The 19117-nt window shown below is 45.1% G+C and carries 14 protein-coding genes; 7 read left to right on the top strand and 7 right to left on the bottom strand.

Annotated elements, in window-relative coordinates; genetic code table 11:
• Nucleotides 1-11: 11 nt before the first annotated feature.
• A complete protein-coding gene (locus ACYX4N_RS19170; RefSeq protein ID WP_476055169.1) occupies nucleotides 12-935 on the top strand; it encodes a DUF808 domain-containing protein in 924 nt (307 codons plus the stop codon).
• Nucleotides 936-1353: 418 nt separating this feature from the next.
• Nucleotides 1354-1638 (top strand): hypothetical protein, encoded by a 285-nt coding sequence (locus tag ACYX4N_RS19175; protein ID WP_269918149.1) that lies wholly within the window; start codon nucleotides 1354-1356, stop codon nucleotides 1636-1638.
• 267 nt (nucleotides 1639-1905) lie between these two features.
• On the opposite strand, the gene mrcB is transcribed toward ACYX4N_RS19175, so the two are convergent.
• Nucleotides 1906-4257 (bottom strand): penicillin-binding protein 1B, encoded by a 2352-nt coding sequence (mrcB, locus tag ACYX4N_RS19180; RefSeq protein ID WP_476055170.1) that lies wholly within the window; start codon nucleotides 4255-4257, stop codon nucleotides 1906-1908.
• Nucleotides 4258-4525: 268 nt separating this feature from the next.
• Here mrcB and ACYX4N_RS19185 point away from each other — a divergent pair, with 268 nt between their 5' ends.
• Nucleotides 4526-5800: a lytic murein transglycosylase gene (locus tag ACYX4N_RS19185; protein ID WP_476055171.1), complete on the top strand. Its 1275-nt coding sequence runs from the start codon at nucleotides 4526-4528 to the stop codon at nucleotides 5798-5800.
• Between the two features lie 88 nt (nucleotides 5801-5888).
• Here the strand turns inward: ACYX4N_RS19185 and ACYX4N_RS19190 are convergent, their stop codons facing one another.
• Nucleotides 5889-6701, bottom strand: a complete 813-nt coding sequence (locus ACYX4N_RS19190; RefSeq protein ID WP_476055172.1) for a DUF4198 domain-containing protein — start codon at nucleotides 6699-6701, stop codon at nucleotides 5889-5891.
• Nucleotides 6702-6880: 179 nt separating this feature from the next.
• Nucleotides 6881-9604 carry an ATP-dependent helicase HrpB gene (gene hrpB, locus ACYX4N_RS19195; RefSeq protein ID WP_476055173.1) on the bottom strand — a complete coding sequence of 908 codons (2724 nt, stop codon included), beginning with the start codon at nucleotides 9602-9604 and terminating at the stop codon, nucleotides 6881-6883.
• A gap of 186 nt (nucleotides 9605-9790) precedes the next feature.
• On the opposite strand from hrpB, the gene thpR reads away from it, so the two are divergent.
• Entirely contained in the window at nucleotides 9791-10444 is a 654-nt protein-coding gene (thpR, locus tag ACYX4N_RS19200) for an RNA 2',3'-cyclic phosphodiesterase (protein WP_476055174.1), read from the top strand.
• 238 nt (nucleotides 10445-10682) lie between these two features.
• Nucleotides 10683-11537, top strand: coding sequence for a formyltetrahydrofolate deformylase (purU, locus tag ACYX4N_RS19205; RefSeq protein ID WP_179982126.1), 855 nt, complete (start codon nucleotides 10683-10685; stop codon nucleotides 11535-11537).
• Nucleotides 11538-11614: 77 nt separating this feature from the next.
• On the opposite strand, the gene ACYX4N_RS19210 is transcribed toward purU, so the two are convergent.
• A complete protein-coding gene (locus ACYX4N_RS19210) occupies nucleotides 11615-12052 on the bottom strand; it encodes a hypothetical protein (RefSeq protein WP_476055175.1) in 438 nt (145 codons plus the stop codon).
• A gap of 107 nt (nucleotides 12053-12159) precedes the next feature.
• Nucleotides 12160-12678, bottom strand: coding sequence for a YgjV family protein (locus ACYX4N_RS19215; RefSeq protein WP_476055176.1), 519 nt, complete (start codon nucleotides 12676-12678; stop codon nucleotides 12160-12162).
• 255 nt (nucleotides 12679-12933) lie between these two features.
• On the opposite strand from ACYX4N_RS19215, the gene ACYX4N_RS19220 reads away from it, so the two are divergent.
• Nucleotides 12934-15123, top strand: coding sequence for a M3 family metallopeptidase (locus ACYX4N_RS19220; protein ID WP_476055177.1), 2190 nt, complete (start codon nucleotides 12934-12936; stop codon nucleotides 15121-15123).
• 383 nt (nucleotides 15124-15506) lie between these two features.
• The gene (locus ACYX4N_RS19225; protein ID WP_476055178.1) at nucleotides 15507-17417 is read left to right on the top strand and encodes a methyl-accepting chemotaxis protein; all 1911 of its coding nucleotides are present in this window, start codon (nucleotides 15507-15509) and stop codon (nucleotides 17415-17417) included.
• A 58-nt stretch (nucleotides 17418-17475) separates the two neighbouring features.
• Here the strand turns inward: ACYX4N_RS19225 and ACYX4N_RS19230 are convergent, their stop codons facing one another.
• A complete protein-coding gene (locus ACYX4N_RS19230; protein WP_476055179.1) occupies nucleotides 17476-18063 on the bottom strand; it encodes a hypothetical protein in 588 nt (195 codons plus the stop codon).
• Nucleotides 18064-18254: 191 nt separating this feature from the next.
• Entirely contained in the window at nucleotides 18255-19109 is an 855-nt protein-coding gene (locus ACYX4N_RS19235; RefSeq protein ID WP_476055180.1) for a hypothetical protein, read from the bottom strand.
• Nucleotides 19110-19117: the final 8 nt, after the last annotated feature.

A 19117-nucleotide genomic window follows, 5' to 3' on the forward strand; every position in this document is an offset into this window, starting at 1 on the left:
GGAAAATCACTGTGGCCGCAGCTAACTTACTTGCCCTACTTGATGATATTGCAACGCTAATGGATGACATCGCTACCATGTCAAAAGTAGCTGCGCAAAAAACAGCGGGGGTTTTAGGAGATGATTTAGCGGTAAATGCCGACCAAGTCCAAGGGGTTAAAGCAGACCGAGAGCTACCTGTTGTATGGGCAGTAGCAAAAGGCTCTCTTATCAATAAAGCGATATTGGTTCCTGCGGCATTAGCCATCAGTGCTTTTGTGCCCTCACTTATAACCGTCCTTTTGGTACTGGGCGGATTATATTTATGTTTTGAAGGTGCAGAAAAACTCCTGCACAAATATCTTCCCCACGAAGATGAAGAAAAAACACGAGAAGCCAGAATAGAAGCGCTCACCCACGAAGATGTTGACATGGTAGCTTTTGAGAAAGATAAAATCAAAGGCGCTATACGCACGGACTTCATACTCTCCGCTGAAATCATTGTTATCGCGTTAGGTACCGTGACAGATGCCACGCTTACAACGCAAATTGGCGTGTTAGTGGCACTAAGCTTAGCGATTACCCTTGGCGTATATGGGTTGGTAGCGGGCTTAGTTAAAATGGACGATGTTGGGCTTTACATGCTTCGCAAGTCGTTAACAGGTTCAATGAACACCCTTCAACGATTTGTCGGCAGAGCATTACTGGTTGCCGCGCCCGCACTAATGAAAACCCTCGCGGTAGTGGGTACTGTTGCCATGTTCTTAGTGGGCGGCGGAATTCTTACTCACAGCATAGGCTTTTTACATATTTTTAGCGACTGGTTTACCACGCTGATCCCAAGCGCGTCACTGATCATGTCGATACTGGCAGATGGCGTAGTAGGTATTGCTGCTGGTGTTATCATTGCGTTAGTTGTGGCAATGGTTACGAAGTTTAAAGGCAAAAAGTCCTAGGGCCGTGCTCTATGCTTTATCTTTTTGTTTACTCTTTTTACTTTGCTTTTTCACTTTCTCTTTTAAGCGAGGGTGTCGCGGCTTTCTGTACTGCTACCCCTCTGTTTAACTCTATATCTGACAAAAGATGCCTTAGCATACGCTCGCAAAAACGTTGCGTTAGTCATTTTGACCACCCCCATATGAAAAACACTAAATTTTAGTACTTTTGTAATAGATAAACTTTTCACTCATTTCTCCAAGAAAATTAAAACCCAATTATTTCAATGAGATAAACAATTTTAACGAGTTGGCACATCCCTCGCTATAAACTAATTGTTAATTGATAACGACTTATTATCGAAACCTTTAGCAACATGATAGCTGCCACGCAGTATGTTCAAGTGCAGTGTCTAACTTACTTTTTTAGGAGATTACTATGTTTATCGGTCGCAAAACTTTCACTGCACTAACTTTAGCAACTAGCGTATTGAGCGCAGCAGCATTCGCTGACGAATCTCAGAACAACATTGTTTCACATACAGATTTTATCGTTGAAAGCGCCATGAATGACGTAAAGCAGAACTTAGCGCTGGATGTGACCTATGACGTGTTAACTACAAGTCACACATTTGAACCAGAAGTAGAAGAGGCGCGCTCATTGGTTGCAGAGATAACGATTACACCAATTGAGTCAGTCAGCTCGGACGATAACGACGCATAAGGAGAGTGCACATGTTAACCGCCGCAACCCTATTTATGATAGTACTCGGGCCGGTTATTGCGTTTGCTGTAAGTGCGCTGGTGTTTTCTACAGCGCGCCTATTCCTTCAGAAAGGGCATTGAAAACGCAATAAAAACAAATAGGAACCTAACCGACTACCGCTAAAAGATTTGCCTTCCCTGGGCCTTTTACTCCAGAGGGAGATAGAAAGCACTGACAGTATCCCAGCCAAGTGATTGTGTTTTCTATCTTCTTACTGGAGTTTTTTTATCCGAATATCCGTTCCCACCAGCTTTTTTCATCTTTATCACTATTTTCATCTACAGGACGGCCTGAGCAGTCTTGCTGCGGTGGAGGAAGCACATCCAAAATAGCCGGTACGCTCAAACTGCCCGCACAACCTGCAACCACTACCGCCCCGGTTTTTGCATCAAAATGCGCAATGCCCAGACCTTTCGGGAAACGTCTTGATAATGATTTAGGTGATTGAGACTTCATGTAATTAATGAACACGGGAAGCGCACCACCGGCACCGGTTAAGTTAACGGGTTTATTGTCGTCGTTACCTACCCAAACCGTGACCACATTGTTTCTATCGAAGCCGCTAAACCAGCTATCGCGGTAATCATCTGTGGTTCCCGTTTTGCCTGCCATGTTCACATTACCAAAGTTCCAGCCTATGCGTTTCGCTGTGCCTTCTGTGGTTACCTTGTACAACGCGTAGTTGAGCAAGTAGGTGGCAGCCTCATCAGTTCGCTGGCTAAAGAACTCCGCTTTTTTCCAAAGCAACGCATTATCCGCTGTCACTACCGAGGTCACTGTATGAAGGGGTATATAGCGCCCGTCGTTAGATAGGGTTTGATACATCTGATTAGTGCTAAACGGCGTCAGTTCGAAGGCGCCTAGGGTTAACGACGGTACTTTATCTACCGGAGTGGTAACCCCTAAGCGCTCAATAGTATCAGCTAACGCATCTAGGCCTATCTGCATGCCTAAATTGACTGTTGGCACGTTCAAAGATTCAACTAGCCCTTGAAGTAAAGGCACTTGACCTCTGAACTCTTTATCGTAGTTTTGCGGCGACCACGTGTTTCCATTTCGACTTTCAAGGGTAATGGGTTCGTCTTTAAGCGGTGTTGCCAAGTTAAACTGTGTTGGGTCTTCTAATGCGGTTAAGTAAACCGCAGGTTTAATCAACGAGCCTATTGGGCGTTTCGCGTCAAGCGCCCGATTAAAGCCTTTGAACGCAAAGTCTTTTCCGCCAACAATAGCGCGTACTTCGCCACTTGCGCTGTCAGTCACAACCATCGCCCCCTGTAAGGGCACTTGTCTGTCTTTTTGCAGACCGTCTAATGTGCCTGACAATGCACTTTCTGCACGGCGCTGAGCTACGATATCCAATGTTGTGAACACTTTTACGCCCGAGTCTCTTAAACTTGGCTCTGCTAAAATTTCATTAAGCTCTCGACGTACCTGCTCCATGAAAGCAGGATGTTTGCCGCTTGCTAAACTCGCACCACTGGCAAGCCCTAACGGCATATTCACGAAGCGTTCGTAGTCTTGACGGCTTATTTCATTTTCATCAAACAGCATGCGCAGCACTAAATCACGACGCTCTTTTGTGCGCTCGGCATATTTGCGGGGGTTGTAATAAGATGGGCCTTTAATAATGGCAACAAGCGTGGCTATTTCAGGCGTGCTTAACTCGTTGGCTGGTCGGTCAAAGTAGAAATAGCTGGCAAGTCCAAAACCATGTACGGCCATGTCGCCGTTTTGACCTAAAAACACTTCGTTCAAATAAGCTTCAATTATTTCTGATTTGCTGTAGCGTGCGTCAATGATCACCGCCATGATCGCTTCTTTTGCCTTACGCACAATTGAGCGCTCTCGGGTTAAAAACATGTTTTTAACCAGCTGCTGCGTCAGCGTGCTGCCACCTTGAACCGTACGACCTGCAGCAATATTCGCCATTAGGGCGCGCAATATTGAAAGTGGCGCAACGCCATGGTGATTATAAAAATTACGGTCTTCCACCAGCGTTAGCGCTTTAGGTAACATTTCAGGAATGGTGTCTAAAGTCACCAACATACGGTCTTCTTGCGAACCGCTTGTCATACGCGTTACTAACCAAGGTTCAAGTTTTACAGAACCATAAGGGCGCCCTTGCGATTTGTCATAGATTTCCCCAATGCGTGCACCTTCCCACGTTATTACCAAGTGTCGAAGAGGCTCAGCGCCTTCAGGGAACTGAAACGCTCGGCGCTGCACGGTTAACACCTTGTTTTGATAGCTGTACTCACCGCTACTGTCAGCAAAAGTCACCTTGCGATAGCCCAGCAAATTAAGCTCATCAATGACTTCTTGTGGCGTGATCTCCTCGCCTTTACTCACTTCTAAAGGACGAGCAAAGATTTGCGCAGGTACTTCCCACTTGTTACCCGAGAACGCATGTTTAATTTGTGCGTCGAGATAAAACGCATAAGCCCCGAGCACCACTAAGCCAATTAAAGTGACTCGCCAGAACAGCTTGAAAAACCACGAGCGCTTGGCTGAGCTCTTATCCTTGTTGCTTGCTTTACTTTTTGAAGATGATTTGTTTTTTGTCTGTCTTTTTGCCACGTGAAAACGCCATGAAGATCATTGAAGATGACATCGCATTCTTTGCGATATAGATTTAACGAACGTTGCTTAAAACGTTAGTTTTAATAGTATCAACATTACCATTCGGGCCGCCGCTCAACAACTGTTTCCAAATATGCACACTTAAAGCCCATTTACTATTGAAGCGGGATAAAGTACTTCTATACGTACTACCAAAAGTGAATTTTACTCGCGTTTCACGGTCACAATGCGATAGCATGCTGGCAAGTAACACAGGAATCGTACTATGCGCTTAGCTTCATTTAAGTCTTCTTTTCTTTCTGACCGTTCACCTAAGAAGACCAAGTCTTACCCCTCATTCATTCGTACATCTTTGGCTCTGCTTATTGCTAGTGCGTCGATTAACTTCGCGTATGCCAATGAACAATTTGCTAGCTGCACCGCCGTGCTTGCAGATAAAGCAAAGCAAGAAGGGGTTAGCCAGCAAACCATTGATGATGTATTTCCTCACCTTGTTCACCAGGACCGTGTGATTGAGCTAGACCGAAGCCAACCCGAATTTGTACAAACTTTTCCAGGATACTTTAGTAAGCGCGTTACCGATTGGCGTACTCAGAAAGGTAAAGAGATGTACGCTAAGCACGAGGAGCTTTTGCACAAACTAAGTGATAAGTACGGCGTGCCTCCTCACTACCTGCTCGCTTTCTGGGGCTTAGAAACAAACTTTGGCTCTTACAAAGGCAAAATGCCGGTACTTGATTCTCTTGCCACTCTGGCTTGTGATAAACGAAGAAGTAAGTACTTTACACAAGAGTTTCTTGTGGCCGTGAAGCTAATGGAACGGGAAAAGCTACAAAAAGAAGACATGATTGGTTCGTGGGCTGGCGCGATGGGCCACACTCAGTTTATGCCTTCGGCCTATACGCACTATGCCATTGACGGCGATGGCGATGGGCAAATCAATTTGTGGGCAAGTGAAGAAGATGCGTTATCTTCTGCCGCAAACTTCCTTGCAAGCCTAGGTTGGGAGCGCAGCTTCCGCTGGGGTCGTGAAGTGCAGTTGCCTGAGAATTTTGACTATCAAGAGTCTGGCTATAAAAATAGAAAACCTCTTAGCGAATGGAATGCTCAAGGCGTGAAGAAAGCCGATGGTTCTGCGCTTGGCGAAGACGATACCTCAGCTTATGTTATCGTGCCTGCTGGGCATAACGGCCCTGCCTTTATCGCTTACAAGAACTTCCGCGTTATTATGCGTTGGAACAACTCTGAGTTTTATGCCATCGCCGTAGGCGTATTGGCCGACCGCATCGCTGGGGCGTCTGGTATTAAAGCAACCTTACCCGATCTCCCTGCCTACAGCCGCAAAGACATTATTGCGCTTCAAAGTAAGCTGAATAATTTAGGCTTCGATGTGGGCAAACCCGACGGCATCATTGGCCCTGCCACTCGCGAGGGTATCCGCAACTACCAAATTAGCAATAATATGATCGCAGATGGGTTTCCAGGTCTAGAAGTAATGGCAGCCCTTAACATTGACCTTGCAAGCAAGGCTACTTCTTAATCTTGATTAAAACAGCGCCCTTTCAGGGGCGCATTAATCATTCGGTATTTTTAGTGACCGGTGAGGTAAACACCGTTCATCTTATTGGTTACTGAACGTATTCAAACGTAAGGCTTGAAAAGTAAGTCTCAAAATCTGCTGCAGAACTATTTGTGAGGGGTACGCCCCAAACCGTATTTAGCATAACAGGCCCTTCGACATTAAGTTTAAACATCGCCTTTCCTTCACTGTCAGTTTGCACCGCTTGCACTTCAGCACTGTGATCAACCAAAGATACTGCATCGATAAGTGCATCGCTTAAGGGCTTTCCTTTAAATAACACCTGAACAGATAGGGTGTTATCTGAGAGTTTATAAGGGTGTTCAAGGGGCACTATTTCTAGCGTATGGCCTATGGGTTTTAGCGCATTATCCGTTGTTGACTCACCCACTTGCACAATGGTTTTTGCTTTCCTTGAATAAAGCTCTTTTCCGGCAATATCATTCTGCCCTCTCGCCTCGCGATAGCTCAATATCTCAGTTAAGCCTTCATCTTTTGCATACTGATTAAATTTCTTCGCTTTTAGTACACTAGTAGCATGATAGCTCTCAAACCCTATAACGTGGGTGCCAGGTGAAAGCTCGACCGTTTTAGCCATGCCGGGCAGCATTGACGTTTTAGGTACTACGCTGGCGGCCATATCACTCACGCCGTCAGAAGAGTAGGTACGCAACGCGACTATTCTATCCCACGCAAGGTTCCAATGAGAGGTATCTTCTTTATGGCCCACTTTAAACTGCAAGGCAACAGCACTTGGCTCTTGTGAACGGTAGTTTGTTGGCTCTAACCAAAAATCGTGAGCCTGAGCGCTTAAAGATGTAGCTAACAGAAAGCCCACGGTAGCTAAACTTGATAATTTCATAGCGTAAGGTTACCTAAATAAAAGTTTGTAAATGCTACCATCAACTTAGCTTAGTTTTTATTGTGTAACCACTGTCGTTAAAAACAGACTGTGTAAGAAACTGGTGTATGAGCAATGGCTGGTGTTTGTAATACACAACAATCAACTAAAAACAGTAAGAGGTATGGCCGCAGTAGCGGCTACATATGTTTTTTTGTCTTACTGGTCGGCAATGCATTGGCAGGATCATCCGGCCAAAAGTGCTTGGGGTAACGCCCCTTCATCTCTTTTTGTATTTCCTTATAGCTGCCGTGCCAAAACGCACCTAAATCACTGGTGGTTTGCAGTGGCCTACCAGCTGGCGACAACAGTTCGCAAACAACAGTCACTCGCTCACCCGCTAAGGTTAATGGAGTGCTTTGCGAATACAGTTCTGGCATTTTGACCGACAGCACCACATCCCCATTGTCGCGATAATCTAAGCTAGCCTCTCTGCCCGTAGGAATAGTCACGTGAGTGGGCAAAAGCGTAGCCAATGCGTCTTGCTGAGGCCAAGATAACCCATTATTTAAGGCTGTCTTCCAGGGTAACTGCTTAAGGTTTTTAATACTTTTACAGCTTTTTAAAACAGGCACTAGGCTGTCTTTTGCCTTATGCACCAGTTCGCTTAATGACAATGGCCAGGGATCTGGTTCGTCAAAAGCTTTATCTTGCGGTAGATTGAGCTTTGCGGCCATCAGAACTCTTCGCCACCATTGCCAATCGGCATCCGACAGTGGCCAATGGGATAACGGCAAGGTATCGAGATAGGCAAACCAGGCATCGCACATTGCGCTATCCCAAAACGCTTTTTCGCGGCTTTTTTCTTGACCGGATACTGGCGCACTATTTAGCGTTATGTCATAAAACCCCGTACTTACTCTAGCTTCCATCACGCCAGTGTCGCTGTTAAGAATAACACTACGCTTTTCGCTAAATGCGTCAGGGAAAGCTAAACGCAACCAGCGCTCGGGGACACGCTCAGCTAGGCGTATTGCCACTGTGCTTTTGATTAGCTGCCCCTCAAGCACCGCTATCCAGGGTTCATTGTCTTTCTCGCTTTCATTGGAAAATGTATTACCGGCTGTAGCGGTTAGCTCAGCCCCCTTCCCACTCGCCAACTTGTACTCAATAATATGATACTGAGAAGCACTGCTTCGTGTAGCCCCTTTTATTACGGCTTTCGAATTACCAGAATTACCGCTATTACCGCTCGGCGCATTGCGCCTGTAGCCCACCTGCAAAGGAAATGCGATGGCGATACAAAGGCCAAGGGCGCGCTCGTCTAATGCATTGATGTCGGGCGTGAAAGTCTGCGCTTTTCCCTTCTCGCTTTGCACATGGCGCGCATAACGGGAAGCTTGTTGTATAAGCTGATTGCGAGTGCTGCTATTAGCATGAAGCAGCGCATCCATTACGTTTGTGACACCACTCACATTAATATTACTTTCGCTTATTGCCACAACAAACGGTGCAGCAAAGCGAAGCGCGCTATTTTCATCAGAACTTAGCCCGTCTATGCCTGCTTTTGCCGTTAGCAATAAATGGGCTAAGTGGGGCTGACAAGGCAACTGGGCCAACGCTCTTCCATAAGGGGTAATGTTTGCCTTTGAAACAGCATTAACTCGGCAAAGCTTTTGCTGTGCAACCTGCAGTTGTGCTTGTGTAGGTTGAGTCAACAGTGCCAAGGTATCTGGGCTGCTACCCCACGCTAGAGTATCTAGCAAGAAGCTGCTTAAGTCCTCTTTTTCAATTTGCGCTGCATTATGTTTAGCTAAACGCTCGAAGCTGCTTTTACTGCATAGCCTATAGCAGGTACCGGCCATTACCCGTCCTGCTCGCCCCGCTCTTTGAGTGGCAGATGCTTGCGAAATACGTTGCTGGGTGAGGGCGGTAATATCGCTTGAAGGGTGATACTGAGCACTGTTCTCCCACAGAGAATCAATAACCACTGTCACGCCTTCAATGGTTAAACTTGTCTCTGCAATATTGGTAGATAATATGATTTTTCGCTTGCCCTGCGGGTCTGGCGCTATGGCTGCTTGTTGCGCTGATTTTCCTAAAGCGCCATAAAGCATGTGAACGGCTATGCCCGCACTTTCAGCTACCCCTTTTATTTCTCTGGCAACAGCATTTATGCTTCCTCGGCCGGGAAGAAACACCAAAATATCACCATCGTGCTCGCTTACTGCCAGTTTTATGAGATTACTGGTCTTCGGTATCAACTCATAAGCCTGCACATCTTGGGTGTAGCGAACATCAACAGGAAACATACGACCTTGAGTTTCTAAGTTCGCTACTGGCAGTACGCTAAACCCATTGAGCAATGTTTGAAGTGGCGCAATATCCAAAGTAGCCGACATCACCACTAGGCGTAAGTCATCGCGAAGCCCAGACTGGACTTCAAGTGCCAGCGCCAAACCAAAGTCACTATGAATACTGCGTTCATGAAATTCATCGAAGACAATAGCATCTACGCCGGTAAGCTCTGGGTCTTGCTGAATCATGCGCGTTAACACGCCCTCGGTTATTATCTCAAGCCGAGTAGCTGACGACGTTTTCGACTCGCCCTTTATACGATAGCCAACTGTTTCACCCACATTTTCGTTTAACTGTTTTGCTAAGTGGTCAGCAAGATTTCTTACCACGACCCGGCGTGGCTGCATAAGCAGTATTTTTCCCTTTAGCGAAGATTGCAGCAGTGACAGAGGCAGTACAGTAGATTTCCCTGCCCCCGGAGGCGCCCCTATAATGATGTTGTTAATCGCTACGGCTTCTTGTAGCGGCGTAACAAGTTCATAAGCGGGTAGGTGAGAAAACGGCTGTAACATAAAGGGCATAAAGGTGTTATAAGTTGGTGGGTATAGTGTACCTGATGTAAACAATGCACTCGAACATCACAGCTATTTTTTTAAATTTGGTAAATATTCAATACGCGCGACTTGTTTTGGAACTCGTCCGCAGCGCCATGATAAACTTATTGTCGTACGGACGTTCGCTGCCTTCTTAAACTTATGGGCTGCACTACTGTTTAATGTACATAGATAGGGCAAATTTAAAGGAGGAAAGCTATGCGAAGCTTTATTGGTTTAGATCTTAGCGCCACAGAAAAACTTGCTCTAGATAGCTGGCGTCAACAGGCGTTGCCTGAAGTAATGCCTCGTCAATGGGTGAAAAGCGAGGTGACTCGTACTCGTAAGTCTGGCAACAAGCGTAACGAGCACATCAACGGCCAGGGGCCTGCAATACCTTATGCAGTGCCAGCAGCAAACTTTCATATCACGCTTTGCTTTTTAGGCGAAATAAATCACCGTCAGCACGAAGCGCTTGTGTATGAACTCGACCAGCTCGTCAGTGAACCATTTTCTCTAACTCTTAATGCTACCGGGTTATGGAATGGACCTAAAATACTCTTTGCTGCACCCACTGAAACAACAAAGGCACTTAATGAACTCGCTAAATTGTCGAGAAAAGCGGCCCGTAAAGCAGCAATCGAAGTAGAAAGCAGAGAGTATAAGCCTCACGTCACTCTTGTAAGAAAGGCTACGTCGACATTGCCGCTACCGCTTTACAGCCCGAGCGTAGACGTTCACATTTCAGCATTTCACCTATTTGAATCTGTCACTACGCCGCAGGGGGTGACCTACCCTATTCGTCAATCTTGGCCGTTGAAACACAATATGTCGGTAAGAGAGAAACTTCGCCGCGGTATTACAGATGAGTAAAAAGAGGCAAGTAAAGAGCGGCGAAAAACGGAAAATGTACTGCCTAGCTGGGTTATATGCATCTGTACCGCTATTAAAAATGCCTTTTTATAGCTAAGCAGCCCTGATAACTGAAAGTAAAGACTGAGAGTGATTATGAGTTATAGCAATTTAAGCTGGCATTAAATCGCCTATAGCCTTTACAACGCCTAGCGTCACGGGTAAAAAGATAGCCTGTTTTTTTATTCAAACTGCCCACATGCAACAAACATTTAGATTAGTTATAGACTGCCCTGACCAAATAGGGCTAGTTGCCAGCGTGTCGCAATTTTTAGCCGACCACAACGCAACCATCGTTGAAGCCAGCCATCATACCGATTTACAAACCGGCCGCTTTTTCATGCGCCATGAAATTAGTACCGATTCGCTTAAGTTAGATCACCAAAGCTTTGTTAAAGAGTTCACCCCACTTGCTAACGAGTATCAGATGAACTGGAAGCTCAGTGACTCAGACAAAAAGCAGCGCGTAGCGCTGTTAGCTAGCCTAGAGTCTCACTGTTTAGTTGACCTGCTTCACCGCTGGCACACTGGCGAACTACACTGTGATATTCCAGTGATTATTGGTAACCACCCACAAATGAAACAATTTGCCGACTGGTACAAAGTCCCTTTCCATTGGGTAGACTTTAAAGCATTAGGAAAAGAAGCAGCATTTGCGCAAATCACGACCTTACTTCAAGAGTACAAGATTGATTTGACCGTGCTTGCTCGCTTTATGCAGATTTTACCTGATACCCTTTGCCAAGAATTAGAAGGCAAAGCCATTAACATTCACCACAGCTTCCTACCTAGCTTTGCCGGTGCTAAGCCTTACCAGCAAGCCTATGATCGCGGCGTAAAATTAATTGGCGCAACCTGTCATTATGTCACCAAAGACTTAGATGAAGGTCCGATCATTGAGCAAAGCGTTAAACGTATCAGCCATAGCGACAGCGCAGCTGATATGGTGCGCAAAGGTAAAGACTGTGAAGTAACCGCACTGGCTCACGGTGTGCGCTACCATTTAGAAGACCGCGTAATTATTCACAGAAACAAAACCGTGGTGTTTGCGTAAGTTTTTACGATTGCCCAATAAAAAAGCCCGACAGTAAAATTACTCTCGGGCTTTGATTTAGTCGAGTCTCGCTCTATCTAGACATTCTTTTTCACGTTATTGAACCCATCTTCACCAAGTACTTCTTGAAGCCTCGCTTTTATTACGGCTTCCTTGTGTGGATAGTGAAAATCAAATCCTCTGCCGTTTCTGTCTAAAATTACCCCGAGATAATGGTGAGAAAAATTTAGTGCATAGATAGTACTAACATTCACTTTTAGTGGCTGGCGCTCATGACGGTGAAAATAACAAAAGACCAAGGACTCGCCATCTTTCTCTATCAAATCCTCGATGGGGTACCTTCTGCTGACACAGCCGCTTCTTAAAAAAGAATAATAACTAACACATAACCCTATACTACCAATGGCAGCCGCTAGTTTCACTTCACCGTCTGCAAATATGTTTAGAATGAAAAGTGCGAGTAGAAAAGCCGGAACACCGAATAGTAGTACTTTATCGATGGGTTTGCGTTGCATAATCTTCCCTGTAAGTTTGATTCCATTTTGACGATAAATAAATCACAAAGTGGCTATATATTCAACGGCTAAACTCTTTTCACATTTAAATTGGTTTAAACACAAAACTAAACAGGGCTAGTGCGCATGGCACGTCTAAGCTTCATGTAGTACCACAGGTTTGATGCTGCAAATAGTGCTTCAGTAATAGCTAATCCCCAGGTTTGGGTAATCACACCGTATGCCGTGAAGTTGATTGAACCTATAATCATACACACGCGAAGGCCTGCTTCTTTACAATGCAGCTCACCAAAGCGATAAGCCATAAAAGTTAACACAGGCATAGCCTCAATCAGCGAGGTTTTACCGGTTAAATTATTTACTGTCAGTACAATCACCATCATAGTGATTAAAGTAATGTAAGTTGCAATAGGCGACAGGAGCTTATTTTTTATTATGCGATAGCTGGTACTCATTCCTGCTACCGTAATAACTACGACGCCTCCCCATGCTTGCTCAAAAGCCAAAAGAGAGCCAATCGCAATACATAACCCTAAATTCAGCAGCAGTAATTTGCGTTCAGTATTGGACCAAAAGGAGGCCAAGGCGAATGCTACGGGAAACCCGTGAAGAAGTAATTCAAACATGGTGATCACAGTAAATAAGTCAGTGGTTTACGCGCTGTGGAATACAGCTAATTCAGAACACGCGCAGTGTAATTTCCAACCAGCGCAAAGCCAATCAAAATTTGTGCAATTTCGACGAATTGCATACCAGTACGATTTCCCCTCCAAACCGCTGTACTGCAAGGAATTACGTTAAAGAGCATTTAACTTATTTTTACATTATCTTAAGATGGTTTTTGTCAAAAAACCTATAGATAAAAACAGACAGGAAAACTCATGGGTAAATTTAAAACATCACTTACCGCGATAGCGGTTGTGGTTGCACTTGGTGCATGTTCAGAACAAAAGGCACCAGAAACGTCTAGCACAGAAGTGCAAAATACAACGGCATCTCAACAAGCACAGTTTGATAACGTTCTGCTTCAAGAGTTTAAAGGCCCCTATGGCGGTGTACCTGCTTTTGATAAGATGAATTTGGAAGATTTAAAGCCAGCGCTAGAAAAAGCCATGGAATTGAATCTTAAAGAAATTGAAGCTATCGCGAATAATGAAGCGCCACCAACGTTTGAAAACGTTATTGTAGAAATGGAGCGTGCAGGTGCTGAGCTTGGTCGCGTATTCACCTATTACGGCATTTGGAGCTCAAACAAGTCTAGCCCTGAATTCCGCGAAATTCAGGCAGAAATGTCGCCTAAGTTATCGGCTTTCTTCACGCAAATTACGCAAAACGAAAAACTTTTTGAAAGAGTTAAAACGGTATACGAATCTGACGAGTTAGATTCACTTACGCCAGAAGAACAGCGTATTACATGGATGACTTACAATAGCTTCGCACGCAATGGCGCGACCCTAGATGGCGAAGCGAAGAAGCGCTACGCTGAAATTAACCAAGAGCTTGCTACGCTACACACTAAGTTTTCTAACAATGTACTAGCAGACGAAGAAAACTACGTTACCTATATTACTGAAGACCAGCTTGACGGTTTGCCTGCCTCATTTGTTAAAGCAGCAAAAGCGGCAGCCGAATCTCGCGGCGAAGAAGGTAAATACGCGATCACCAATACGCGTTCGTCTATGGACCCGTTCTTAACATACTCCACCAATCGCGAGCTTCGCGAGAAAGTATGGCGTACTTACTACAACCGCGGTGACAATGCTGACGAGTTTGATAACAACGACATTATTAAACGCATCTTAACTCTTCGTGACGAGCGCGTTGAGCTATTAGGTTACGAAAACTACGCACAGTGGCGTTTAGAAGATCGTATGGCGAAGAACCCAGAAAACGCCATGGATCTGATGATGAAAGTATGGCCTGCCGCTATTGCTCGCGTTGAAGAAGAAGTGGCCGACATGCAAGCCATTGCCGATGAAGAAGGTGCAGACATTACGATTGCACCTTGGGACTACCGCTTCTATGCAGAAAAAGTGCGCCAGGCGAAGTACGACCTAGATTCAAACGAAGTAAAGCAGTACTTACAGCTTGATAAGCTTCGCGAAGCGATGTTCTACGTTGCCGGTCGCTTGTTCAACTTCAACTTCACGCCTGTTGAAGAAGGCAAAGTACCCGTTTTCCATGAAGACGTGAAAGTATGGGAAGTAACGGACAAAGACAGCGGTGAACACATTGGTCTTTGGTATCTTGACCCGTTCTCACGTCAGGGTAAGCGCTCTGGCGCTTGGGCAACTACATACCGCTCTTACACCACGTTCGATGGTAAGAAGACCGTATTGTCTTCAAACAACTCGAACTTCGTAAAAGGTGCTGATGGCGAAGCCACGCTTATTTCGTGGGACGATGCTGAAACCTACTTCCATGAATTTGGTCATGCTCTTCACTTCTTAGCGTCTGACGTAGAATACCCGTCTTCGCATTCTGGCGTACGCGATTACACTGAGTTCCAGTCTCAGTTGCTAGAGCGTTGGTTAACTACCGATGAGGTTATCAACAACTACTTGGTTCACCACGAAACAGGTGAGCCTATTCCTGCTGAGCTGGTAGAAAAAATTAAAAAGGCTTCAACCTTCAACGAAGGCTTTAAAACGACCGAGTACATGGCTTCAGCCATCATGGATCTGAAGTACCACACTACCGATCCTAGCAAGATTGACCCTGACACTTTTGAGCGTGAAGAGCTTAAGAAGCTAGACATGCCGGAAGAAATTGTTATGCGTCACCGCTCACCTCATTTCGGCCACGTATTCTCAGGCGAAGGTTATGCAGCGGCCTATTATGGCTACATGTGGGCAGAGGTATTAACCGCTGACGCAGCAGAAGCCTTTATGGAAGCACCGGGTGGTTTCTACGATAAAGAAGTAGGCGATCGCTTAGTAAAATATCTATTCGCCGTACGTAACGCAATGGATCCAGCTGAAGCATATCGCAAGTTCCGCGGTCGTGACGCCAAGGTAGACGCATTGATGCGTGACCGTGGTTTCCCTATTCCTCAGGAAAATAAAGAATAAGCGAAACGGCAGCAGCAGGCTAAGTTAACGCCTGCGACTAACCAAATCCGTTTCTGAAACGCTTAGGCTCTCGTATTTGTTATAACAAATACGAGAGCCTTTTTATTTATCCCCTACATATGTAAAGGCTAATATTTTTTGTTGACCTGTTGGTCAATTATGCTTCACAATCGTTTTGACTTATTTATTGGCAAAAAGTATAAACTTTGCAAAGAATAGGTCGATAACTTCTCTGCGCTTTAAAAATAATAAAAGCATTAGCGTAAGAATCATAAAGTAGTACTGACCCGCCTAGGATTCAGTATCAGACGTTGCTGTGCCTGCAATGCCACGTCACCTTTTAATCTATAAATTTTCAGCATTAACTTACGTGGTCGAAAGTCATGACTTTCAGTATTAAACAAAAACTCATTATTTCTCTTATTGTGGCCGTACTTGCCGCAGCTATTCTTGTAGGTTCAATTAGCCAATGGATTGCCCGTGATCTCGTTAAAGAGAACATGGAAGAACTACAGCTCCCTTCTTTACTGAAACAGGTTGGCAACCGCGTAGACAGAGAGGCTAGCGTGATGCTTACTGTAGCACACAGCATTGCCTCTAACCCGGATATTCTCGCTTGGTCATCAGCCGGCGCCGATAGCGCTGGCGAACGGCGTTTACTAGGCTATCTGAATAATATTGTTGAATTTAACGATTTAACGGTAGCCTCGTTTGTTGACAGAACCACTCACAAGTATTGGAACCAAGACGGTTTCTTACGGGTGTTAAAAAACGACGAATTTGATGGGTGGTTTTTTGCGTACAAAAATAGTGGCGAACCCATCTCGCTGAGTTTGTACAACGAACCCGGGCAGGGTTACCGCCTGTTTGCGAATTATCAGCAAGTAAACGGCAGAGGTATGTCGGGTGTCGCTAGATCGGTAGATGAGTTATTGGGTATTATCAATGCCGTTAAAATTGCACAAACCGGATTTGTCTTTCTTGTAGACGGTAGCGGCACTATTATCGCGCACCCCAATACCGATTTACTGGGCAAAGCCAAATTAGCGTCAATAAGTGATTCGAACACAGCGGGGCAACTGCTTAATCGTCAGGGTTTCGCTATGGCCACCAGCGACTCAGCAGGCGATACTCAGTTATTTGCCAGTACCTATGTGGAAAAGGCGGGTTGGTACGTAGTAGCTCAAGTACCCGAGCACGAACTTTATGCATCCTTAGATGCTGGTAGCCGCCAAATCATTATATGGGCGTTGATAATAGCCGGTGCTTTTGCATTTATCGGAATATGGCTAGCTGGAACGCTTACTAAACCACTTGAATCACTCGCGGATGTCTTCCAACAGCTTGGCAGAGGTCAAGGCGATCTGCGCTCGCGAATTCCTATGCCTGAACAAAAAGAAATTGCACGCTTAGTAGAAGGGTTTAATAACTTTATCGACCACCTTCACGGCACTATCTCTCAAGTAGCTAAAACAAGCCATGCATTAAAAGCATCGGCTCAGGATGTAGCAAAGCAGTCTCATCAAACTGAGAGCTCTACTAAAAGCCAGCGGGATCAGACGTTGCAGGCAGCTGCGGCATTAACAGAGATGGGCAGCACGGTAAATGAGGTGGCTCAGTCTGCTACTCATGCAGCCCAAAATGCTAACTTGGCAACCACCAACTCGGCTCACGGCCGCGAAATTACTCAGCGTGCGGTGCATGCGATAAACGGCCTGTCAGAGCAAATTCAAGATGTATCACGCGTGATTCAGTCGCTAGATGAACACACCGCAGCCATTGGCGGTATCCTTGATACGATAAGAGGTATTTCGGAGCAAACTAACCTACTTGCGCTTAATGCTGCAATTGAAGCCGCGCGGGCTGGCGATCACGGTCGAGGTTTCTCGGTTGTTGCCGATGAGGTTCGAACTTTGGCGCAACGTGCCGCCCAGGCGACTGATGAAATACAGGTTAAAATTGACAAGTTCCAGCAGGACTCCAAATCTGCGGTTTCGCAAATGGAGTCAAGTCGTACGCGCACCACTGATGTTGTAACCGCAACCACTGAGATTGACAAATTGCTTCAAGATATCGCCGAAGAGATTGCTCATATCAATGATGTGAATACGCAAGTAGCGACTGCTACCGAAGAGCAAGCAACTGTGGTTGAAGATATAAACCGAAACATTAACGATATTAGTGCATCTAGTGAAGAAACTTTAAATGCAACGCAAATATTGGTAAATGTAAGTGACAAACTTGACGAGCTGGCGCAGGAACTTTCGGTAGAAGTAAGCAGGTTTAAATTATAAATAGCCTCTATTACTTTACGCGCTAAACGGTTAGTAACAAAACCTTATACGCCATCATTTAGAAGGTGATGGCGTATTGCACTTTTACTTGATTATCACGGCTTGAACGCCATGGTAGTTGAAGTGACGCACCACCACTTTCCCACGATTCTCTCATGGCGCCTACAGTAAGTAAGTGTTTATCTTCGTTAAACGGAACTTCAACGTACAGCCCAGCCGTTGTGCTAGTTGGTAGTCTGATCGTATCGGCGACAGGAATACGCATTTCATGGCGAGGACGAACTTTGTGGCTCAATCCTAGGCGGTAGCCTCCTCTATCCCACCAGCTGACTACTTCAAATTCGTGGCTTTTCACGCGCTGAGATAAAACACCATAGTCAAGAAGCCCTTTATTGTAGTGCACAATAGCTTCAATATTAAACGTAGGCGCTAGTTTTTGGCTGAACGCTAATTGATATTGTTTCTGCTTGCAGCCTTTGAATTTAATCTTATTTTTTGTGAGGGTTAGAGAAAAGGTATCATCGCTATCTGAATATTTGTTGAGCCATTGCTGCGCCTTTTCAACCACGGAGGCATTAGCTGCTCCTGCCATTAATAAACATGGGCAAACACACATTGCTAAAAAGGACTGGTGAAAACGTCTCATTTTGGTTGCCTCTGAAATTGTGGTTGGCTACAACTTGTTCGATAACAATTTCAGTATAGACGCTAGTACGGCCAGTTGGGTATTAGCCATTTTACTAACAACAGCTAAAAGATAACTTAAAAAGAATGAATACTGTTAATGGCAGTAGACTTGTTCACGGTCTTAAACAAGCAATAACGACCGAATTTTGCTCATTTTTGTGTTACTTGAGCGCTAGATAATGACGCCTTGCGCCCTTCCGTTGCTTCCTCACTAAACCAATAGGTGCCTTTGTTATCTACGCATACACCTTCAACTTGCTTGTATCGCTCTAATGGCCATATATCAAGAAGCTTATAGTCTTGTGAAACCTGTGCGATAAAGGTTGCGAAATTGCCAAAGGGATCTGATTTATACCCTGTGATAACGAACTTGCCTTGATGACGGTCGAAATCAACGCCAGTTACTACACCTGGTAGGCCTTCAATTGATGCAAAGGGGCTGATGGTTTGTTCTGTTTCCCCTTCGTTGACCTTGTAAACGTGAGTAATGCCCGTTCTCCAGCTTTTTGAGAACAGAAGCAATTCATTACCGTACTTGACCATCGCTTCTGAATCGAAATCGTGTGCGTAAGGAATATTGCTCGAAGCATTATTACCTGCATATTTTAGCGTGAAGGTAGTTATATCGTTTGTATTACGTCGATTTACTTTGTGAACTTCAACCTTCTCTCTTTTTCCTTTATTGTTTCCAACATCTGCAATATAAAACGATGCGTCATCAGCGGTTATTGCTTCCCAGTCTCTATTGGTCAATGGTAAACGCGTCCGCTCGGTTATCTCACCTTGGTAATTGATACGGTAAATTACCGGTGCGTTGCCTGAGTCATTAAGCGAATACATACTATCAATTTCACAAAACAAACCCGACGTTTCCGAAAGCTCTTCAGGCAATTCCACAACACTCTCTACGTTAAACGAAGCAACTGACGCAGGGTATTGATTCGCGCATGCAGACGCTAGTAAAAGCGCTGACATTGAAAGTGCAAGTTTAGAAAAAGAGTTCAAAAAGTCGC

Source organism: Alteromonas sp. ABH4_452 (assembly GCF_056311825.1).